We start from the raw sequence: 18,018 nt of genomic DNA, 5'->3' as shown, positions 1-18,018 counted from the left end.
GCCGGCGCGGTCGCCTGATCGCCTCCCATGGCCACCTATCTCCTCAAGCGCCTCATCATCGCGGCCATCACGCTGGTGCTGGCCTCGATGGTGGTGTTTGCGGTCATGGAAATCCTGCCTGGCGACCCGGCGCGCCTGATGCTGGGCTTCAACGCCAGCGCGGACCAGGTCGAGCTGTTGCGCAACCAGATGGGCCTGAACGCGCCGCTTGTCCTGCGCTACCTGCACTGGGCGGGCGGGTTGCTCAGCCTCGATTTCGGTCGCTCCTACACCTATTCGGTTCCCGTCATCGACCTCGTGGGTGAGCGCGTCGTCGTTTCTCTGCCGCTGGCGCTAATCGCGCTGGCGCTGTCGACCGTCATAGCCATTCCGGTCGGGGTGTTTTCCGCCGGCCGCCAGGGCCGGGCCGGCGACACAGTCGCCATGGGTGCTGCCCAACTCGGCGTTGCCGTGCCGAATTTCTGGTTCGCGCTGATGCTGATCTATCTCTTCGCCGTCTGGCTGCGGCTGGTGCCGGCGGGTGGGTTTCCTGGCTGGGGCGCCGGGATCTGGCCGGCGGTAAAATCGCTGCTGCTGCCGGCGGTGGCGCTGGCGCTACCGCAGGCGGCGATCGTGGCGCGCGTCGCCCGCTCGGCGCTGATCGAGGTGCTCAACGAAGACTATATCCGCACCGCCCGCGCCAAGGGCCTGCCCTACCGCGCCGTGCTCTGGCGCCACGCGCTGCGCAACGCCATGATCCCGGTGCTCACCATTCTCGGCCTGCAATTCGCGTTCCTGCTTGCCGGCACCATTATCATCGAGAATGTCTTCTATCTGCCGGGGCTTGGACGGCTGGTGTTCCAGGCCATCACCCAGCGCGACCTGATCGTCGTTGAGAGCGTCGTGATGCTGCTGGTCGCCGCCGTGATCGCCGTCAATCTGCTGGTCGATTTCTCCTACGCCGTTGTCGATCCGCGGCTCAGGGGGCGACAATGACGGTGCGCGTCGACCTGCCCGAGGAAACGCTTGCCGGGGTTTTGGCCAAAGCCTTCGGCAACCGCTCATTTCTGATCGGCTTCGCCATCACGCTGCTGGTGGCCGCGATCGCGCTGCTCTCCTTTGTATGGACGCCCTACGACGTCACCAAGCTGGTGATCGCAGACAAGACGCAGGCGCCCTCGTGGACGCATTGGTTCGGCACCGACCATTTCGGTCGCGACATCCTTTCGATGATCATGGTCGGCGCACGCAACTCGATCGCGGTGGCGCTGGTGGCGGTCGGTATCGGCATGGGCATCGGCGTGCCGCTCGGCGCCTTCGCGGCGGCGCGGGGCGGCCTTGCGGACGAGGCGCTGATGCGCATCAACGATCTCGTCTTCGCCTTCCCGGCGCTGCTGTCGGCGATCATGATCACGGCCATTTTCGGCCCGGGCGCCGTCAACGCCATCATCGCCATCGGCATATTCAACATCCCGGTCTTTGCGCGCGTGGCCCGCGCCGGCGCCTTGGCGATCTGGCCGCGCGAATTCATCCTCGCCGCACGGGCTGCCGGCAAGGGCATGACGCAGATTTCTATCGAGCACATCCTGCCCAACATCGCGACACTGCTGCTGGTACAGGGCACGATCCAGTTTGCGCTGGGCATCCTCGCCGAAGCGGGGCTTTCCTATGTGGGCCTGGGCGCGCAGCCGCCAATGCCGAGCTGGGGCCGCATGCTGTTCGACGCGCAGACGCGGATGGTGACGGCGCCGTGGATGGCGATCTTTCCCGGCATGGCGATCATCGTGACCGTGCTTGGGCTCAACCTGCTCGGCGACGGCATCGCCGACATCCTCGATCCGAAATCGCGGCGGCGGCGATGAGCCTGCTCCAGATCGAGAACCTGTCGCTTGTCATCGGCGGAACGCCGATCCTGAAGCAGGTCGAGCTTGCGATTGCGCCCGGCGAGGTGGTCGGCCTGGTCGGCGAATCCGGTTCCGGCAAATCGATGACGGCGCTGACGATCATGAGCCTGCTGCCGCATCTAGCTCAAGCCCGCGGACGCGTCACTTTCGACGGCATCGACCTCCTTGCAGCGAGCGAGGACCAGATGTGCGCGCTGCGCGGCGACGACATCGGCATGGTTTTCCAGGAGCCGATGACGGCGCTCAATCCAGTCAAGACCATCGGCGAGCAGGTGGCCGAGGGCATTCGCTGGCACACCAGGGCGGGCCGCGCCGAGGCCGAGGATCGCGCGCGAAAAATGCTCGACCGTGTCGGTCTGCCGGAAGCCAAGTTCCCACTGTCGCGCTACCCGCATGAGCTCTCCGGCGGGCAGCGCCAGCGCGTCGTCATCGCCATCGCCTGCGCGCTGAAGCCAAAACTGCTGATCGCCGACGAGCCGACCACGGCGCTCGATGTGGTGCTGCAGGCGCAGATCCTCGACCTGCTGCGCGACCTCGTCAGCGAAAACCGCATGGGCCTGCTGCTCATCTCGCACGATCTCGCGGTGGTGACCGAGATGGCCGACCGTCTGACCATCCTGCGCGGTGGCGAAGTGATGGAGGCCGGCGACACCGCGCGCACGCTGTCGGCACAACACCACCCCTACACGCGCGAGCTGGCGCTGGCTTCCATGCATGTGCCGGCGCGGCCCAAAAAACACCTTGCCGGTTCGGCAAGGCCGCTGCTCGAAGTCGAAGGCCTGAGCCGCGACTATCCGGGTCGGCGCAAATCCTTGTTCCGGGCGGCAGAACCGATTCGCGCCGTCGACGATGTCTCGCTAACCATCGAGCCGGCCCAGTCGGTAGCCCTCGTTGGCCGTTCCGGCTGCGGCAAATCCACGCTCGCCCGCATGATCCTGGCACTGGACAAGTCGACGGCGGGCTCAATCCGCTTTCGCGGCGAGACCATCACCGGCAAGTCAGAGGCCGAACTGAAGCCGGCCAGGCGCGACATGCAGGTCGTCTTCCAGGACCCTTACGGCTCCTTCGATCCACGCCAGAAGGTCGAGAAGCTGGTCGCCGAGCCGTTGCATCTTCTCGAGACCCAGCCGTCGAAAGCCGAGCGGCGCGAATTGGTCGCGCATGCGCTGCATGAGGTCGGACTCGGCCCGCGCGACATGGACAAATATCCGCATGAATTCTCGGGCGGCCAGCGCCAGCGCCTGTCGATCGCCCGCGCCATCATCACCCGCCCGAAACTGGTCGTCGCCGACGAGCCGGTCTCGGCGTTGGATGTGTCGATCCGCGCCCAGATCCTCGACCTCTTCGCCGAGCTTAACCAGAAGCTCGGCATCGCCTATCTGTTCATCACCCATGACCTGACGGTTGCCCGCGCCATGTCGGACGAGGTGCTGGTCATGCATGAGGGCAAGATCGTCGAGCGCGGCAGGACGGCCGATGTGCTCGACAGCCCGCGCTCGGAAGCCGCGCAGGCGCTGGTCGCGGCGGCGCCGGACCTTCACCGTGCGATAGCGCGACGCATGCAGGAACAAGGGTAAGCGGCGAGCCCGCGCTCAGCCCTCCGGTTTGACCAAATCCACCGGGCTGATGTCGAGCAGGTCGAGCGTGCGACGCAGCAGCTTCACCTCGCTCTCGGCAAGCTTGGAATCCGCCTTCGCGATCTCGGCCATGTGGCGCGCAAGCAGCTTTCGCCGCTCGACATCGAGGTCGCGGAACAGCGCGATCGCTTGTGAGCCGTTGGTCTCGTAGCCGTAGTCGTTGAGATATTCGACGACGCTGTCGATCGAGGCTTCGGGAATGCCAAAGGCTTCCTTGCAGATGTGCCGGAAGGCGACCATCTCGCTCTCCGACACCGCGCCGTCGGCCAGGATCATCCGGAACAGCATCAGAAGCTCGGCCGACAGCACCGGATCGTCCGCTACCTTGCGCACGCCCGGGTCGCCGTCGAAGATCGAGCGTATCTGGTCGAGCAGCGCCATCGCCGTAAGCCTCCCTTTGCGATTCCGTTGAAATTGTTAGCGTGGAATCGGTCTTGCGCAAACTGTCTAAGCATGATGGAAGCAGCCGTCCCCCGCCTTGACCCACAGCCCGATGATCGACCTTACCTTGCAGACTGTCTTCATGCTCACCGCAGCCGCTTTCGCGGCGGGCTTCGTCGACTCGATCGCCGGCGGTGGCGGCCTGATCACCATCCCGGCGCTGCTCCTGGCGGGCTTCTCTCCGGTGGCAGCGCTCGGCACCAACAAGCTGCAGGGCATGTTCGGGTCCGGCTCGGCCACGATCCATTATGCCGCCAATGGCCAGGTCGATCTGCGCCGACAACTGCCTCCCGCGCTGCTGGCGCTGGTTGGCGGCGCCATCGGCGCCTTGCTGGCGACGATCGTGCCCGGCGACTTCCTGCGCGCCCTTTTGCCGGTTCTCCTGATCGCGATCGCTCTATACTTCGCGTTCAAACCCAACATGAACGACGTTGACCGCGCAGAACGTCTGTCGCCGCTCCTATTCGGCCTAACGGTTGTGCCTGCCATTGGCTTGTACGACGGTCTGTTCGGCCCAGGCACGGGCTCGTTCCTTATGCTCGCCTTCGTCAGCCTTGCCGGCTATGGTCTGCTCAAGGCGACCGCGCACACCAAGCTGCTCAATTTCGCCTCCAACATCGGCGGCTTCGTCGTCTTCGCCGCCGTCGGCGTCATCGACTGGAAGATCGGTCTGATGATGGGTGTCGCCCAGTTTCTGGGCGCCCGCCTCGGCGCAGGCCTCGCCATCAAAATCGGCGCAAGACTGATCAAGCCGCTGCTGGTGATCGTGTGTGTAGCGCTGGCGGTGAAGCTGCTTGCCGACCCGGCCAATCCCCTACGCCAACTCATTGGTGTGTGACTGTCCTGCTGGTAGAATTCGGGTGTTGCGAATCATGTTGGAGGGACCAGACATGAATCTTAGTGCGCCCACGCAGATCGTGTTCATTATTTCGTTGGTCATCGCCGTCATTGGCCTTCTCGCCGCTCTCGGCCTTCTTGCGTTCATTCCTCTTGCGTCGGTGTGGATCATGCTCATCGCCTATGTCGTGCTCGCCGGCGGCTGTCTGATGCGCGGCGCTTGACGCAATTCCAGGAAAAGTGTGCAGCGGTTTTCCGTCCGGAATTGCGTTAACCGCCAACACCAATCTCAGGCAACTCGGGGCGCCCGGCCCTGCCGGGCGCTTTTGATTTTTGCGAGCGTGTTCTGCTAGACTCGCGGCATGTCCGACGAGACGGAGCGCCATCGGCAGGATACTCGCTCTCCCGCCCTCCATTTCGAGATGGTGCGGCGCAAACCCGCCGCTTCTCTCGCAGGCATCGTCACGGATATCTGCGGCTACCGGGAAATACGGCCAGGCCATTTCCGCATGGTCGAATATGCCTCGCTGACTGTACCGCTGGTGATCAGCTTCGCCGGAGCCTTCGCCATCGGGCTCGGCCGCAGCCCGGGCGACAACGATCGCTACGCCAGCTTCGCCGCCGGTCTCTATGCCGGCCCGGTCATGATCGAATCCTTCGGCGCCGCCTGCTGTGTCCAGGTCAATTTCACGCCGCTCGGCGCCAGGCAATTCTTCGGCCTGGCGATGAGTGAATTGCGCGACCGCATGGTCGGGTTGGACGATGCGATGGGCTTTGATGGCATCGCGCTGCGCGAACAGCTCGGCGAAGCGTCGGATTGGGACAAGCGCTTCGACATTGCCGAGGGGTTCATCGCAGGCCGCCTCGCGGACGCGCATGCGCTTTCGCCCGAAATCGCCTGGGCCTACCGAACGGTCATCGCATCGGGCGGCCGCACCCGCATTTCGGCGCTCGCCAGCGAGATCGGCTGGAGCCGCAAGCATCTGGCGGCGAAATTCACCGACGCGATCGGCATCGGCCCGAAGACATTGTCACGCATCGTGCGCTTCAACCGCGCGCTGTCGCTGTCGAAGCGGCAGGACGACAACTGGGCCGGCATTGCCGCCGATTGCGGCTACGCCGACCAGGCGCATCTGGTGCGCGAATTCCGTCAGCTTGCCGGCGAAACGCCGTCCGGGCTCGCCGCGCGGATCTAAGCCTCAGGCGAGGTAACATTTCTTCAAGACGTGGAAACCGCCTTCGCACAGACTGGCATTCATTCAACCGGCACAGGGATATTGTCATGCCAGCAACAAACGAAGCACCCCGTCTCTATCCAGCCCTGCGATACAGGAACGCCGCTAGGATGATCGACTGGCTCAGCGAGGCCTTCGGCTTCGAACTGCGCTCCCGTTATGGCGATGGCGGCATCGTTCACCACGCGGAACTGACCTTTGGGTCCTCGATGATCATGCTCGGCACCGCGCGCGACGACGATTACGGCAAGATGGTCGGCGAGCCCGGCGGTGGCGGCGGCAAGTCCATCTACATCGCCGTCGATGATGCCGATGCCGCCTATGCCAAGGCGAAGAAGGCCGGCGCCAGGATCACCCAGGAACTGGTCGACCGCGACTATGGCAGTCGCGAGTTCATCTGCCTCGACCCCGAAGGCAATGTCTGGTCCTTCGGCACCTACTGGCCGAAGGCGGGCGAGAAGGCGTAGTTGCTATCCGCGCCGGCATTTGCGGCTGGCGAAAACGCCTGAACTTCGTCATCCACGGGCGGAGCGGGAGCGAAGCGGACGCGAAGACCCGAGGATGACGATGCGACGGAAGCTTTCGCTAATGGCAAGCGTATGCGCATCGACGGGAGGACCTACCGCGCCAGCCCGAAAAGCGCATCGCAGTCGAGATGCTTCTCCAGCTCGGCCGCGACCTCGTCCAGCGCCTTCTCGACCTCGGCGCGATAGTCGATGCCCCCATCCTTGACCCCGAGGCTCGCAAGGTAGGCCGCGCGAAAAGCGTCCGCTGCAAACAGCCCATGCAGATAGGTGCCGATAACCTTGCCATCGGCGGAGACCGCGCCGTCCTCGAAGCCGTTGATGATCGCCGAAGGCCGCGCCGTGTCCGGGCCGGTGGTGCGGCCGAGATGGATCTCGTAGCCTTCGAGCGGCAGGCCGAACTGCACCGAATGAGCGCTCGAGTTGCGCACCGTTTTTTCCGGTTCCATCACCGTCTCGATGTCGAGCAGGCCAAGGCCCTCCGTCTCGATGACGCTGCCTTCGATGCCATTGGGGTCGCGAACCTTGCGGCCGATCATCTGATATCCGCCGCAGATGCCGACGACATGGCCGCCGCGTTTGCGGTGCGCGGCAAGGTCGCGATCCCAGCCATTCTCGCGGAATTTTATCAGATCGCCGATGGTCGATTTCGAGCCCGGAATGACCACCAGCCCGGCATCTTCCGGCAGCGGCTTTCCCGGCGGCACGAACACCACCTCGACCTGCGGCTCGGCCTTGAGCGGATCGAGATCGTCGAAATTGGCGATCCGCGCCAGCATCGGCACCGCCACCTTCAGTGCCCGCCTTTCGCCCGAGGCAAGGCGCTCGAGCACAACCGAATCTTCGGACGGCAGCCTTGCCGCGGACTTCAGCCAGGGCACGACGCCGAAACAGCGCCAGCCGGTAAACTTGCCGATGGCACTGACCCCATCGTCGAATAGCGAGACATCGCCGCGGAACTTGTTGATGAGATAGCCAGCGATCATGCGCCGGTCTTCCTCCGGCAGGATCAGATGCGTGCCGGCGACGGAAGCAATGACGCCGCCGCGGTCGATGTCGCCGATAAGCACCACCGGGACGTTGGTACGCGTGGCAAAGCCCATATTGGCGATGTCGCGGCTTCTAAGGTTGATCTCGGCCGGCGAGCCGGCGCCCTCGACGATGACGAGGTCGGCGTCCTCGCCGACCTTCGCCCAGGAATCGAGCACCGCATCCATCAGCCTTGCCTTTATCGCCTGATAGTCGCGCGCCCGCGCCTCGCCAAAAACCTTGCCCTGCACCACCACTTGCGAGCCGATGTCGCTTTGCGGCTTGAGCAGCACCGGGTTCATGTGCACGGTCGGCCTCACCCCGCAGGCCAGCGCCTGCAGCCACTGCCCGCGGCCGATCTCGCCGCCGCCGGTCTTGTTGTTGCCGGGGATGTCGGCGACGGCGGCGTTGTTGGACATGTTCTGCGGCTTGAACGGCCTGACCTTCAGTCCGCGTTTCTTTGCTGCCCGGCAGAGCCCCGCCACCAGCACCGTCTTGCCGACATCCGAGCCAGTGCCTTGCAGCATGATCGCTCTGGCCATCAGCCCCTGCCCTCCGCGCCGATGATCGATTTCTGCGCGAGCGGTCCACCTCGCCAGATATAGAGCGCCATCAGTGGCTCCTTGCCGGTACTCATGGCGTGATTGACGTTTGACGCATGGTGGATGATTTCGCCCGCCGCTCGAACCCGAAAGCCGGCCTCGCCCATGCGCCACTCGGTGCCGCCGGTCAGCGGAATGTAGATCTCCTCGGCGGTGTGGTGATGGTCTGGGTAGACACTGTCGGGCCCGAGGATCAGCAGGCCGCCCGCGACCTCGTCATTGGCGAAATGCCCGCGCATGCCGAACACCTCCAGCCAGCCGTAATTGTCGATGAAGAGCTGTCCGAAATCGGCAGCGGTATAAGTCTGGCCCCAGCACAGCTCATTGCGATGGTCCGCGATGAACCGCGTCAGCGGCCCGGCGTCCCGCCGCGCAAGCTCCGCAATCCGATCGAGATGGCGAAGGCAACGAAGCGCACGTGGTTCGCGCGAACGAGAGGGCATGTGCCAATCGATGCGCGCGACGGCGTCCGCAACCAGATCGCTGTCGATGCCGGCGAGATAGAAGTGGAACCGGTCCAGCAGCTGATCGAAAATTGTCGGCACGCAAGACTCCGTTGATCAATCCATGCACAGCCGGTCCGCGGCGGGCTGGGTTGCGCGGCGGCATCATTGGTCTAGATTGATCGCTGCGCAAAGCCAAAAACGACAGGCCACAAGGCCTGAAACGACAGGGAGCACGCCATGGACGCGGCAGTCGATGCGGGCACTGGCCAATTCGAACTCACCGAGCAACAGCGCGCCATAAAGGAGATGGCTGAGGCCTTCGCGGCCGATCGGGTCGCGCCGAACGCGCTCGACTGGGACCGGGCAAAGCACTTTCCGGCCGACGTGATCCGCGAGACAGGGCCGCTCGGCCTGGGCGGCATCTATGTCCGCGACGATGTCGGCGGCTCGGCGCTCGGTCGGCTCGATGCGGTGCTGATCTTCGAGGCGCTGGCGCATGCCGATCCGGCCTTCTCCTCCTTCATCTCCATCCACAATATGGCGGCCTCGATGATTGACCGCTTCGGCAGCGACGAGCAGCGCCGGCGCTTCCTGCCGAAGCTGACCACGATGGAATGGCTGGCGAGCTATTGCCTGACCGAGCCTGGCTCCGGCTCGGATGCCGCCGCCTTGAAGACGAGAGCGGTGAAGAGCAGCGGCGGCTATGTCTTGAACGGCGCCAAGCAGTTCATCTCCGGCGCCGGCGACAGCGACCTCTATGTCGTCATGGCGCGCACCGGCGGCGACGGGCCCAAAGGCATTTCGACCCTGGTGGTGCCCAAGGATGCGCCCGGCCTCTCCTTCGGCGCCAATGAGCACAAGATGGGTTGGCATATGCAGTCGACCCGCCAGGTCATCTTCGAGGATTGCATGGTGCCGGCCGAGAACCTGCTTGCCACCGAAGGCGCGGGCTTCGGCATCGCCATGGCGGGGCTCGACGGCGGCCGGCTCAACATCGCCGCCTGCTCGCTGGGCGGCGCGCAATCGGCGCTCGACAAGGCGCTCGCCTACACGAGCGAGCGCAAGGCCTTCGGATCGAAGATCAACCAGTTCCAGGCCCTGCAGTTCAGGCTGGCCGACATGGAGACGGAGCTGCAGGCGGCCCGCATCTTCCTCTATGCCGCCGCCTCGAAGCTCGATCGCAAGGCGCCGGATGCCGGCAAATGGTCGGCTATGGCCAAGCGCTTCGTCACCGACATCGGCTTCGACGTCGCCAACGAGGCGCTGCAGTTGCATGGAGGCTACGGCTATCTGCACGATTACGGCATCGAGAAGCTGGTGCGTGATTTGCGCGTCCACCAGATCCTCGAAGGCACCAACGAGATCATGCGCGTCATCATCGCGCGTACGCTGATCGGCCGCTGAAGCAGCAAATTTCGGGAGACAACGATGGCAACGATCGCCTTCATCGGCCTTGGCAATATGGGCAACCCAATGGCTGCCAACCTCGTAAAGGCGGGGTTTGCGGTGCAAGGCTTCGACCTCCTGCCGGAGAACCTCACGATCGCAAAAGAGCATGGCGTCACCGTCATGGCCAATGCCGTCGCCGCGGTGAAGGACGCCGACGTGGTGATCACCATGCTTCCCGCGGGCAAGCATGTGTTGTCGGTCTACGAGGACATCGCGCCCAAGGCGAAGAAAGGCGCCTTGCTGATCGATTCCTCGACCATCGATGTCGAATCGGCACGCAAGGCTCACGCCATTGCCGCCAGGCACGGCTTGCCTTCGATCGACGCGCCTGTGTCCGGCGGCACCGGCGGCGCGACCGCCGGCACGCTCACTTTCATGGCCGGCGGGTCGGACGCAGCATTCGCCTCTGCCGAGCCGATCCTGAAGCCGATGGCCGGCCGCATCGTTCATTGCGGCGGTGACGGCGCCGGCCAGGCCGCCAAGATCTGCAACAACATGATTCTCGGCATTTCGATGATCGGCGTCGCCGAAGCCTTTGTGCTCGCCGAGAAACTCGGCCTGTCGCACCAGGCGCTGTTCGACGTCGCCTCCACCTCCTCCGGCCAGTGCTGGTCACTGACCGCTTACTGCCCGGTGCCCGGCCCTGTTCCGGCGTCGCCCGCCAACCGCGACTACAAGCCGGGTTTTGCTGCCGCCCTCATGCTCAAGGACCTGAAATTGTCGCAGGAAGCCGCGCAAAGCGCCGGCGCCGTGACGCCTCTGGGCGCCGAGGCGACGCAGCTCTACGCGCTGTTCAATGCGCAGGGCAACGCAGGCGCCGACTTTTCCGGCATCATAAATTTCCTGCGCGGCGATCAAACCTAAGCAGCTGCTTGCAAAGGGTTATTAGCAAATTTTTTCGACAGAAATCCGGCAAATTTAGATTTGCTTAAGGTCTCGCTAACTCACCGGTAACGATGTGCCTTTAAAACGGACTGCGAGGCGGACATCGCAACCGCCCGGCGCTCCGGATCAGGTCTCGCGTACCGGAGCCCGTAAGTTTCGCAGGTCTCGAGTAGCGAAACGCCATGCGTATTTGGCAAAGCCGCGTTCCCTTCTGGGACGCGGTTTTTGCGTCTGGGCAAGGCTTCGCTGCAGATTCGGGTCGCCGGGCACCCTCCAGCAAGGGCGCCTGGCTGTGTTTTCTCAGCGCTTCCGCAAATCCGCCTCCGCAAGGTCGAGCGCCTTGGCGATGCGCTCGCAGGCCATGTCGATGGTGTCGCGCGTCCAGATCAGCGGCGGCGACAGTATCATCGTGTCGCCGGTGGCGCGCAGCATCATGCCCTGCGAGATCGCGTGATCGCGCACGACGACCGCCGCACTTCCCGACGGCAGGTATCGTTCCTTGGTCGCCTTGTCCTTGACGATCTCTATCGCACCCATAAGACCGATCGAGCGCACCTCGCCGACCAGCCTGTGGCCGGCGATGCGCTCCTGCAGCGCCTGCGCGAAATAGGGACCGGTGTCGGTCCTGACGCGCTCGACCAGACCTTCCCGTTCAATGATCTCGAGGTTCTTCAGGGCCACCGCGCACGCGACCGGGTGACCGGAATAGGTGTAGCCGTGGTAGAACTCGCCGCCCTTTTCGACGAGCGTCCTGCTGATGCGGTCGCCGACCAGGAGCGCCGACAGCGGCTGGTAGCCGGAGGTCAGCGCCTTGGCGGTGGTGATGGTGTCGGGCTCAACGTCGAAGGTCTGCGCCGCGAACCATTCGCCGGTGCGGCCATAGCCGGTAATCACCTCGTCGAGCATCAAGAGCACGTCGTATTTGCGGCAGATGCGCTGCACCTCCGGCCAGTAGCTGATCGGCGGGATTTTCACACCGCCCGCACCCATCACCGGCTCGCCGATAAAGGCGGCGACCTTGTCGGCGCCGGCTTCGAGGATGGCGTCCTCGACGGCCTTGGCGGCGCGCAGGCCGAAATCATGGTCGCTTTCGCCGGGCAGCGCGACCTCATAGGCATAGGGCATCATCACATGGACGATGTTCGGCACCGCGCCGCCGAGTTGCTTGTGCATCGGCTCCATGCCGCCGAGCGAGGTGCCGGCGATCGTCGAGCCGTGATAGGCCATCTTGCGCGAGATGATCCGGTTCTTCTCAGGCTTGCCTTCGAGCGCCCAATAGTGGCGCACGAGCCGCAGCGCTGTGTCGTTGGCCTCGGAGCCGGACGAGCCGTAGAAGACCTGACCGACATGCTCCGGCGCCAGTTCCGCCAGCTTCTGCGACAGCAGCACCGGTGTAGGCGTCGAACACTTGAAGAAGGAGTTGTAGTAGGGCAGCTCCTTCATCTGGGCGTAGGCGGCCTCCGCCAGTTCGTCGCGGCCGTAGCCGACATTGACGCACCAGAGGCCCGCCATGCCGTCGAGGATTTCCGTTCCGTCGGAATCATAGATGAACGGCCCTTTGGCGTGGGTGATGATGCGAGAGCCCGCTTCACGCAGTTCCTTATGGTCGGTGAAGGGATGGAGGTGATGCGCGGCATCGATCTGCTGAAGCTGCTTCAGCGAATAGTTCTGATAAGTCATGGGTTTGTCTTTCCTCTTGAATCAATCCGGCGGTGGCCGGGGCGGATTCGTCAGAGGAAACGGGGCGGCGAATAGCCGATGCGGGCGCACAGCCGCAAAAGCTCGGCGCGCAGCGTGCGCGGTGACGGCGTCACCGCGACCCCGAAGGCGCCTGATGTGCTGATGCGGACCATGGCGGCACATTAAGCCGCCAACGGCCACCAATTCAAGCTGGACCGGCAAGCGTGCGCTGCAGAAAGACGTAGCGCATCGCCGTCTGCGCGGCCTGGGGCCGGCGATCGCCGCGCCCGCCATGGCCGCCTTCGGTCTCTTCGAAGAACAGCGTCTTGCCGTGACCGGCGGCCTGCAGCCGCGCCGCCATCTTGCGCGCATGCCCCGGATGGACGCGGTCGTCCGCGGTCGAGGTCATCAGCAGCACCGGCGGATAGACGGCACCGGTCGCCACACGCTGATAGGGCGAATAGGCGGCGAGCCATGCCGCCTCCTCCGGCTTTGACGGATCGCCATATTCCGCCATCCACGAGGCACCGGGCGGCAGTTCGGTGTAGCGCAGCATGTCGAGCAGCGGCACGTCGATGAGGACGGCGCCGAACAGCTCCGGACGCTGCGTCAGCGAGACGCCGGTCAGCAGGCCGCCATTCGAGCCGCCCTGAATGCCGAGTTGTGCCGCCGTGGTGATGCCGCGCCTGACCACATCCTCGGCGACCGCGGCAAAATCATCGAACGCCTTCTGGCGCTTACCCTTGAGCGCCGCCTGATGCCACGCCGGGCCGAACTCGCCGCCGCCGCGGATATTGGCCTGCACATAGGCATTGCCCTTGTCCAGCCAGAGCCTGCCGCGGATCCCGGCATAGCCGGGCAAGAGCGGCACTTCGAAGCCGCCATAGCCATAGAGCAGAGCCGGCACCGGTCCCGTCTGGTCGCGCCGCCTGACGACGAAATACGGGATCATCGTGCCGTCCTTCGAGCGCGCCTCGAACTGCTCCGAAACATAGGGCGATGCATCGAAGCGCGGCGGCTGCGATTTCACGGTTTGCAGTGTGTCGCCATTGTCGTCCGACCATATGATCGAGCTCGGCGTCAGGAAATCGGTGAAGGAGAAGGAGACGCTGGAGCCGAAATGCTCGGCATGGCTGATGCCGACATTGCCGTTGTCGGGCAGGTCGACCGGCTTCACCGACCAGCCATTGCCGGTGCGGTCGCAAACGACGACCTTGCCGCGCACATTGTCCATCAGGTTGATGAACAGCCGGTCCTGCGTCCTCGCGAGACCTGCGATTGAAACGCGGTGCTCCGGTTTGAGCAGCGTCTCGACCGGCTCGAACGAACCGGTTTCAATCCAGCGGTCGAAATCCACGGAATAGAGCCCATCCGGCAGGCAGCGCGTGCCGTCCGGCGCCGTCCACGGGCTGCGGACGCCAAAGACGAGCTCTCCCTTGAAGATCGCGGTGTCGGTCGCGTCGTCGGGCAGCGGGATGCGCCGGTTCTCGCCCGAAGCCAGCCGGAGAAAACTGTGCGAGGTGAAGAAGTCGATGGTCTTGCCGAGCATGACATGTTTCTTGTCGCCATCGAACTCCACGCCGCCGCCGACCGCGAGATGATTTTTTTCGCCCTCGAAGATCGGCGTCGCCTCCTCCAGCTTCGTGCCGCGCCGCCAGAGCTTGATCACCCGCGGATAGCCTGACTGAGTTTTGTCCTCGTCCTCGAAAGCCGCCGAGACGATCACCGTATCCCTGTCCAGCCAGGAAAACCCCGACTTCGAAGCCGGTGCCCGAAACCCGTCCTCGACGAAGGATTTGGTCGCAATGTCGAACTCGCGCATCTCGCTGGCGTCGCCGCCGTCCGGCGACATGAACAGCAGGCAGCGGTCGAAATCGGGATAGAGCCGGCTCGCGCCGCCGAACACCCATTTCACGCCTTCCTTGGCCGAGAGCTGATCGAAATCGAGGATCGTTTCCCATTCCGGCTTGTCGGTCTTGTAGGAGGCGACCGTCGTGCGGCGCCACAAGCCCAGCGCGTTGGTCTTGTCCTGCCAAAAATTGTAGACGTAACCGGCGAGCGCCGATCCGACCGGGATATTGTCCTCGGCCGTCATCAGGTCGAGCGCGGTCTCGAATGCCGCCTGATAGGATGGATCGCCCTGCAGTTCGGCGACAGTCGTCGCATTCTGGCGATGGACCCACTCAAGCGCTTCCTTGCCGTTGCGATCCTCCAGCCACAGGAAAGGATCCTCGACCGGCAATTCAGGCTGGGTTTGGGTCATCGGGCTGGTCATGCTGGTCTCCGAGTCTGGCGGCCCTGCCTACATCGCGTTCGCCGCGCCAACATTCAAGAGCAGCGCTGCCTGCGCTCAGCCAGCCGGCCCTACATCACCCGCCGGCGAATGACGGTGGCTACAGCCAGCGCCGCGCAGATCGCGCCGAGCGTCACCGGAAGCCCCGCGGCGCCGATCAGGTCCATCACGCCGCCGGTCAGCGGCGGCACGAGGATGCCACCGACGCCCCACATCAAGGAGAAGGCCGCATTGCCCGCGACCAGCGCCGAGCCGGTAAAACGCTCGCCGAGCTCGATGATCGACATCGTGTAGATCCCGTAGGACACCGCGCCCCAGATGAAGACGCAAGGCCAGATCAGCGGCGTCTCGATGAGCGCCGGCAAGAGCGCGCAGCCAAGAACCGTCACCGAGACACAGCCGAAGCGCACGAGGCGCGCTGTCAGTCTTTCGGCGAGCAGGCCGAGCGGCACCTGCATGGCGATGTTGCCGGCGATCATCGTCGACAGCAGCGCCGACATGCGCGTCTCGGGAATGCCGAAGTGGGTGCCATAGACGGGAAGCAGCGCCAGCACCGACTGCTCGAAACCGGCGGCGGCGACGACCGCCGACAGGAGCAGCCAGGCGAGCGGCATGAAGCCGAGCACCGAAACTTTTTCGCCTGCCTCGTCGACCTTGGGCAGGCGTTTCACCACGACCGCCAGGCAGGCGCCGCAGAAAAGAAAAGCAAAGATGCCGACCAGAAAAGGCGGCCAACCCTCCGTGCCGACCGCCAGCAGGCAGAGCGGCCCGGCCGCGAACCCAGCCGAGATGATGGTCGAATAGATGCCCATGACGCGCCCGCGCCGCGACGGCGGCGCCAGCGCGATCACCCAGATTTCGCTGAGCACATAAAGCGGGTTGGTGACCACGCCGACCAGGAAGCGCAGTGGGAACCACAAATAGACGTCCTGCGTCCAGCCGATCAGCGCCAGCACCAGTGCCGAGAGCCCGGCGCAGGTGAGCGCAGTGCGCCCTGCTCCGAACCGGCGCGCCAGCCCCGGGATCAGTGGCGAGGATAGGATGAAGCCGACCGGCGTCATTGCCGCCGACAGGCCGATCACCGCCGGCGACACACCCTGACGCTGCAGGATGAAGCTCAGCAGCGGATAGGAAAGCCCCTGCGCGATGGCGAACACCGACACGGTCGCGATCACGCCGGTAATCGCGGCCCACTGCACCGTCTCGCCGGTCTCTGATTTCGCCAGAGCCATCATTCCTGCTCCATTCAACGGAGGCTTAGCCGCTGCCGGCGACAGCCGTAACGGCCAACTGACGGCAAGGGCGCATGTTCCAGCCAATCCTTGTCAGGAACGCCGGCAGGGAATGCTTTGGCGGCGGCAATTCGGCGGGCCAATCTGCCCTTCCGTCATGTCGCTTCCCTCGCCCTAGTGGTCGCCGCCTCCTTACCGGCAGCATTGCCGCCGGTCCATTATGCCGACCACTTTCGCATCCCCACGAGGCCTCTCATGACTGCCGCCATTCATCCCGCCGAACCGGCATTGGCATCCGATCGCGCCCGCCGCGGCGGCCGTGCTGGCAAACGCGCCGGCGGATCGGCAGCCTTCGAGCAGCCGCCGTTCCGGCAGCTTAAGAACCCGCTGGTGCCCACCAGGCTGGTGTCCGACGACGAACTGGAATCGATCCACCTCGCCTCGCTGCGCGTTTTGAAGGAGATCGGCGTCGACGTGCTGCATGACGAAGCCCGCCGCATCATGAAGGCGCATGGCGCCGACGTTCGCGAAGGCAGCGAGCGCGTTCGCTTCGATAGCGACATGATCCTCGAGCTCATCGCGCACTGTCCGCCGGAGTTCACGCTGCACGCCCGCAACCCGGCGCACAATCTGCGCTTTGGCGGCAACAACGTCATCCTGTCGATGATGGCCTCGGCGCCGAACTGCTCCGACCTCGACCGCGGCCGCCGCCCCGGCAACCAGGTCGACTACCGCAATTTCCTGCGCCTGGCGCAGATGCACAACATCCTGCAGTGCACCGGCGGCTATCCGGTCGAGCCGATTGACATCCATCCCTCGGTCCGGCATCTCGAATGCATCCGCGACCTCGCCACGCTGACCGACAAGGTCTTCCACATCTATTCGCTCGGCAAGGAACGCAATGTCGACGGCATCGAGATCGCCCGCATCGCGCGCGGCATCAGCCGCGAGCAGCTGATGGAGGAGCCGTCGGTCTTCACCATCATCAACACCAATTCGCCGCTCAAGCTCGACGTGCCGATGATGGAAGGCATCATCCAGATGGCCAGCATGGGCCAGGCGGTGATCGTCACGCCGTTCACGCTCTCCGGCGCCATGGCGCCCGTCACCATCGCCGGCGCGCTGGTGCAGCAGAATGCCGAGGCGCTTTCCGGCATCGCCTTCGCCCAGATGGTGAAGAAAGGCGCGCCGGTCGGCTATGGCGGCTTCACCTCCAATGTCGACATGAAGTCGGGCGCACCGGCCTTCGGCACGCCCGAATACATGAAGGCGCAGCTCGCCGGCGGCCAGCTTGCCCGCCGTTACAATATCCCCTACCGCACCTCCAACACCTGCGCCGCCAACACGGTCGACGCGCAGGCCGCCTATGAAAGCGTCTTTTCGCTCTGGGGCGCCATCCAGGGCGGCGGCAATCTGATGATGCACGGCGCCGGCTGGCTGGAAGGCGGCCTGCGCTGCTCCTATGAAAAGACCATCCTCGACATCGACCTCTTGCAGATGGTGGCCGAATTTCTCACCCCGCTCGATCTCTCCGAAGACGCGCTCGGCTTCGACGCCATCCAGTCGGTCGGCCCGGGCGGCCATTTCTTCGGCACCCAGCACACGCAGGAGCGCTACAAGACCGCCTTCTACTCGCCGATCGTCTCCGACTGGCGCAATTTCGAGACCTGGACCGAGGCGGGCTCACCGACGGCGCTGGAACGCACCAACAAGGTGTGGAAGGAGCGCCTCGCGGCCTACGAAGAGCCGTATATGGACCCGGCCATCCGCGAGGAGCTCAACGACTTCGTCGAGAAGCGTCGCGCCGAAGGCGGCGCGCCGACCGATTTTTGATCTTTCACGCCC

The 18,018-nt window shown here is 64.6% G+C and carries 17 protein-coding genes; 10 read left to right on the top strand and 7 right to left on the bottom strand.

Annotation, left to right across the window (positions count from 1 at the left end):
* The first annotated feature begins 27 nt into the window (after positions 1-27).
* Genes CK218_RS21925 through CK218_RS21915 form a run of 3 tightly spaced genes read left to right on the top strand, consistent with a single transcriptional unit; the run spans position 28 to position 3,460 of the window.
* The gene (locus CK218_RS21925) at positions 28-975 is read left to right on the top strand and encodes an ABC transporter permease (protein WP_095828865.1); all 948 of its coding nucleotides are present in this window, start codon (positions 28-30) and stop codon (positions 973-975) included.
* Positions 972-1,841, top strand: coding sequence for an ABC transporter permease (locus CK218_RS21920; protein ID WP_095828864.1), 870 nt, complete (start codon positions 972-974; stop codon positions 1,839-1,841). Before CK218_RS21925 ends, CK218_RS21920 begins: the two co-directional genes overlap by 4 nt.
* The gene (locus CK218_RS21915; RefSeq protein WP_095828863.1) at positions 1,838-3,460 is read left to right on the top strand and encodes a dipeptide ABC transporter ATP-binding protein; all 1,623 of its coding nucleotides are present in this window, start codon (positions 1,838-1,840) and stop codon (positions 3,458-3,460) included. The genes CK218_RS21920 and CK218_RS21915 overlap by 4 nt, the downstream gene beginning before the upstream one ends.
* Positions 3,461-3,475: 15 nt before the next feature.
* Here the strand turns inward: CK218_RS21915 and CK218_RS21910 are convergent, their stop codons facing one another.
* A complete protein-coding gene (locus CK218_RS21910; RefSeq protein WP_066999766.1) occupies positions 3,476-3,901 on the bottom strand; it encodes a TerB family tellurite resistance protein in 426 nt (141 codons plus the stop codon).
* Positions 3,902-4,013: 112 nt separating this feature from the next.
* On the opposite strand from CK218_RS21910, the gene CK218_RS21905 reads away from it, so the two are divergent.
* The 4 genes from CK218_RS21905 (at position 4,014) to CK218_RS21890 (ending at position 6,500) form a co-directional block, all read left to right on the top strand.
* On the top strand, positions 4,014-4,799 hold the full coding sequence (locus tag CK218_RS21905; RefSeq protein WP_066999763.1) for a TSUP family transporter: 786 nt from the start codon (positions 4,014-4,016) through the stop codon (positions 4,797-4,799).
* A gap of 52 nt (positions 4,800-4,851) precedes the next feature.
* Complete coding sequence (locus CK218_RS21900; protein WP_082980616.1) at positions 4,852-5,022, top strand: hypothetical protein; 171 nt, start codon at positions 4,852-4,854, stop codon at positions 5,020-5,022.
* Between the two features lie 138 nt (positions 5,023-5,160).
* Positions 5,161-5,994, top strand: coding sequence for a helix-turn-helix domain-containing protein (locus CK218_RS21895; RefSeq protein ID WP_095778480.1), 834 nt, complete (start codon positions 5,161-5,163; stop codon positions 5,992-5,994).
* Between the two features lie 86 nt (positions 5,995-6,080).
* Complete coding sequence (locus CK218_RS21890; RefSeq protein ID WP_095828862.1) at positions 6,081-6,500, top strand: VOC family protein; 420 nt, start codon at positions 6,081-6,083, stop codon at positions 6,498-6,500.
* 152 nt (positions 6,501-6,652) lie between these two features.
* On the opposite strand, the gene CK218_RS21885 is transcribed toward CK218_RS21890, so the two are convergent.
* Both CK218_RS21885 and CK218_RS21880 read right to left on the bottom strand, forming a co-directional pair.
* Positions 6,653-8,128 (bottom strand): cobyric acid synthase, encoded by a 1,476-nt coding sequence (locus tag CK218_RS21885; protein ID WP_095828861.1) that lies wholly within the window; start codon positions 8,126-8,128, stop codon positions 6,653-6,655.
* Positions 8,128-8,733, bottom strand: coding sequence for a dimethylsulfonioproprionate lyase family protein (locus CK218_RS21880; protein WP_095828860.1), 606 nt, complete (start codon positions 8,731-8,733; stop codon positions 8,128-8,130). The genes CK218_RS21885 and CK218_RS21880 overlap by 1 nt, the downstream gene beginning before the upstream one ends.
* Positions 8,734-8,871: 138 nt before the next feature.
* On the opposite strand from CK218_RS21880, the gene CK218_RS21875 reads away from it, so the two are divergent.
* Together CK218_RS21875 and mmsB are read left to right on the top strand one after the other, a co-directional pair.
* Positions 8,872-10,038, top strand: coding sequence for an isobutyryl-CoA dehydrogenase (locus CK218_RS21875; RefSeq protein ID WP_095828859.1), 1,167 nt, complete (start codon positions 8,872-8,874; stop codon positions 10,036-10,038).
* Between the two features lie 24 nt (positions 10,039-10,062).
* Positions 10,063-10,947 (top strand): 3-hydroxyisobutyrate dehydrogenase, encoded by an 885-nt coding sequence (gene mmsB / locus CK218_RS21870; RefSeq protein WP_095828858.1) that lies wholly within the window; start codon positions 10,063-10,065, stop codon positions 10,945-10,947.
* 321 nt (positions 10,948-11,268) lie between these two features.
* On the opposite strand, the gene CK218_RS21865 is transcribed toward mmsB, so the two are convergent.
* The 4 genes from CK218_RS21865 to CK218_RS21850 form a co-directional block, all read right to left on the bottom strand.
* Positions 11,269-12,648, bottom strand: a complete 1,380-nt coding sequence (locus CK218_RS21865) for an aspartate aminotransferase family protein (protein WP_066999742.1) — start codon at positions 12,646-12,648, stop codon at positions 11,269-11,271.
* 50 nt (positions 12,649-12,698) lie between these two features.
* Positions 12,699-12,821 (bottom strand): capsid protein, encoded by a 123-nt coding sequence (locus CK218_RS21860; protein ID WP_066999731.1) that lies wholly within the window; start codon positions 12,819-12,821, stop codon positions 12,699-12,701.
* 32 nt (positions 12,822-12,853) lie between these two features.
* Positions 12,854-14,923 carry a prolyl oligopeptidase family protein gene (locus CK218_RS21855; RefSeq protein WP_095828857.1) on the bottom strand — a complete coding sequence of 690 codons (2,070 nt, stop codon included), beginning with the start codon at positions 14,921-14,923 and terminating at the stop codon, positions 12,854-12,856.
* Between the two features lie 89 nt (positions 14,924-15,012).
* Positions 15,013-16,173, bottom strand: a complete 1,161-nt coding sequence (locus CK218_RS21850; RefSeq protein ID WP_095828923.1) for an MFS transporter — start codon at positions 16,171-16,173, stop codon at positions 15,013-15,015.
* Between the two features lie 255 nt (positions 16,174-16,428).
* Between CK218_RS21850 and CK218_RS21845 the strand changes: the two genes are divergently transcribed.
* Positions 16,429-18,006, top strand: coding sequence for a trimethylamine methyltransferase family protein (locus tag CK218_RS21845; protein WP_095828856.1), 1,578 nt, complete (start codon positions 16,429-16,431; stop codon positions 18,004-18,006).
* The last annotated feature ends 12 nt before the right edge of the window (positions 18,007-18,018 follow it).

The sequence above is a fragment of the Mesorhizobium sp. WSM3879 genome (genome assembly GCF_002294915.1).
Classification (GTDB): Bacteria; Pseudomonadota; Alphaproteobacteria; order Rhizobiales; family Rhizobiaceae; genus Mesorhizobium.
This window is presented reverse-complemented; position numbering and strand designations above follow the sequence as displayed.

Excerpts from the sequence above, each read along its gene's own strand:
- CK218_RS21850 (WP_095828923.1), bottom strand. The coding sequence starts at position 16,173 with ATGGCTCTGGCGAAATCAGAGACCGGCGAGACGGTGCAGTGGGCCGCG.
- CK218_RS21905 (WP_066999763.1), top strand. The coding sequence starts at position 4,014 with ATGATCGACCTTACCTTGCAGACTGTCTTCATGCTCACCGCAGCCGCT.
- CK218_RS21910 (WP_066999766.1), bottom strand. The coding sequence starts at position 3,901 with ATGGCGCTGCTCGACCAGATACGCTCGATCTTCGACGGCGACCCGGGC.
- CK218_RS21890 (WP_095828862.1), top strand. The coding sequence starts at position 6,081 with ATGCCAGCAACAAACGAAGCACCCCGTCTCTATCCAGCCCTGCGATAC.
- CK218_RS21860 (WP_066999731.1), bottom strand. The coding sequence starts at position 12,821 with ATGGTCCGCATCAGCACATCAGGCGCCTTCGGGGTCGCGGTGACGCCG.
- CK218_RS21925 (WP_095828865.1), top strand. The coding sequence starts at position 28 with ATGGCCACCTATCTCCTCAAGCGCCTCATCATCGCGGCCATCACGCTG.
- CK218_RS21845 (WP_095828856.1), top strand. The coding sequence starts at position 16,429 with ATGACTGCCGCCATTCATCCCGCCGAACCGGCATTGGCATCCGATCGC.
- CK218_RS21920 (WP_095828864.1), top strand. The coding sequence starts at position 972 with ATGACGGTGCGCGTCGACCTGCCCGAGGAAACGCTTGCCGGGGTTTTG.
- CK218_RS21875 (WP_095828859.1), top strand. The coding sequence starts at position 8,872 with ATGGACGCGGCAGTCGATGCGGGCACTGGCCAATTCGAACTCACCGAG.
- CK218_RS21915 (WP_095828863.1), top strand. The coding sequence starts at position 1,838 with ATGAGCCTGCTCCAGATCGAGAACCTGTCGCTTGTCATCGGCGGAACG.
- CK218_RS21885 (WP_095828861.1), bottom strand. The coding sequence starts at position 8,128 with ATGGCCAGAGCGATCATGCTGCAAGGCACTGGCTCGGATGTCGGCAAG.
- CK218_RS21855 (WP_095828857.1), bottom strand. The coding sequence starts at position 14,923 with ATGACCAGCCCGATGACCCAAACCCAGCCTGAATTGCCGGTCGAGGAT.
- CK218_RS21900 (WP_082980616.1), top strand. The coding sequence starts at position 4,852 with ATGAATCTTAGTGCGCCCACGCAGATCGTGTTCATTATTTCGTTGGTC.
- CK218_RS21865 (WP_066999742.1), bottom strand. The coding sequence starts at position 12,648 with ATGACTTATCAGAACTATTCGCTGAAGCAGCTTCAGCAGATCGATGCC.
- CK218_RS21895 (WP_095778480.1), top strand. The coding sequence starts at position 5,161 with ATGTCCGACGAGACGGAGCGCCATCGGCAGGATACTCGCTCTCCCGCC.
- mmsB (WP_095828858.1), top strand. The coding sequence starts at position 10,063 with ATGGCAACGATCGCCTTCATCGGCCTTGGCAATATGGGCAACCCAATG.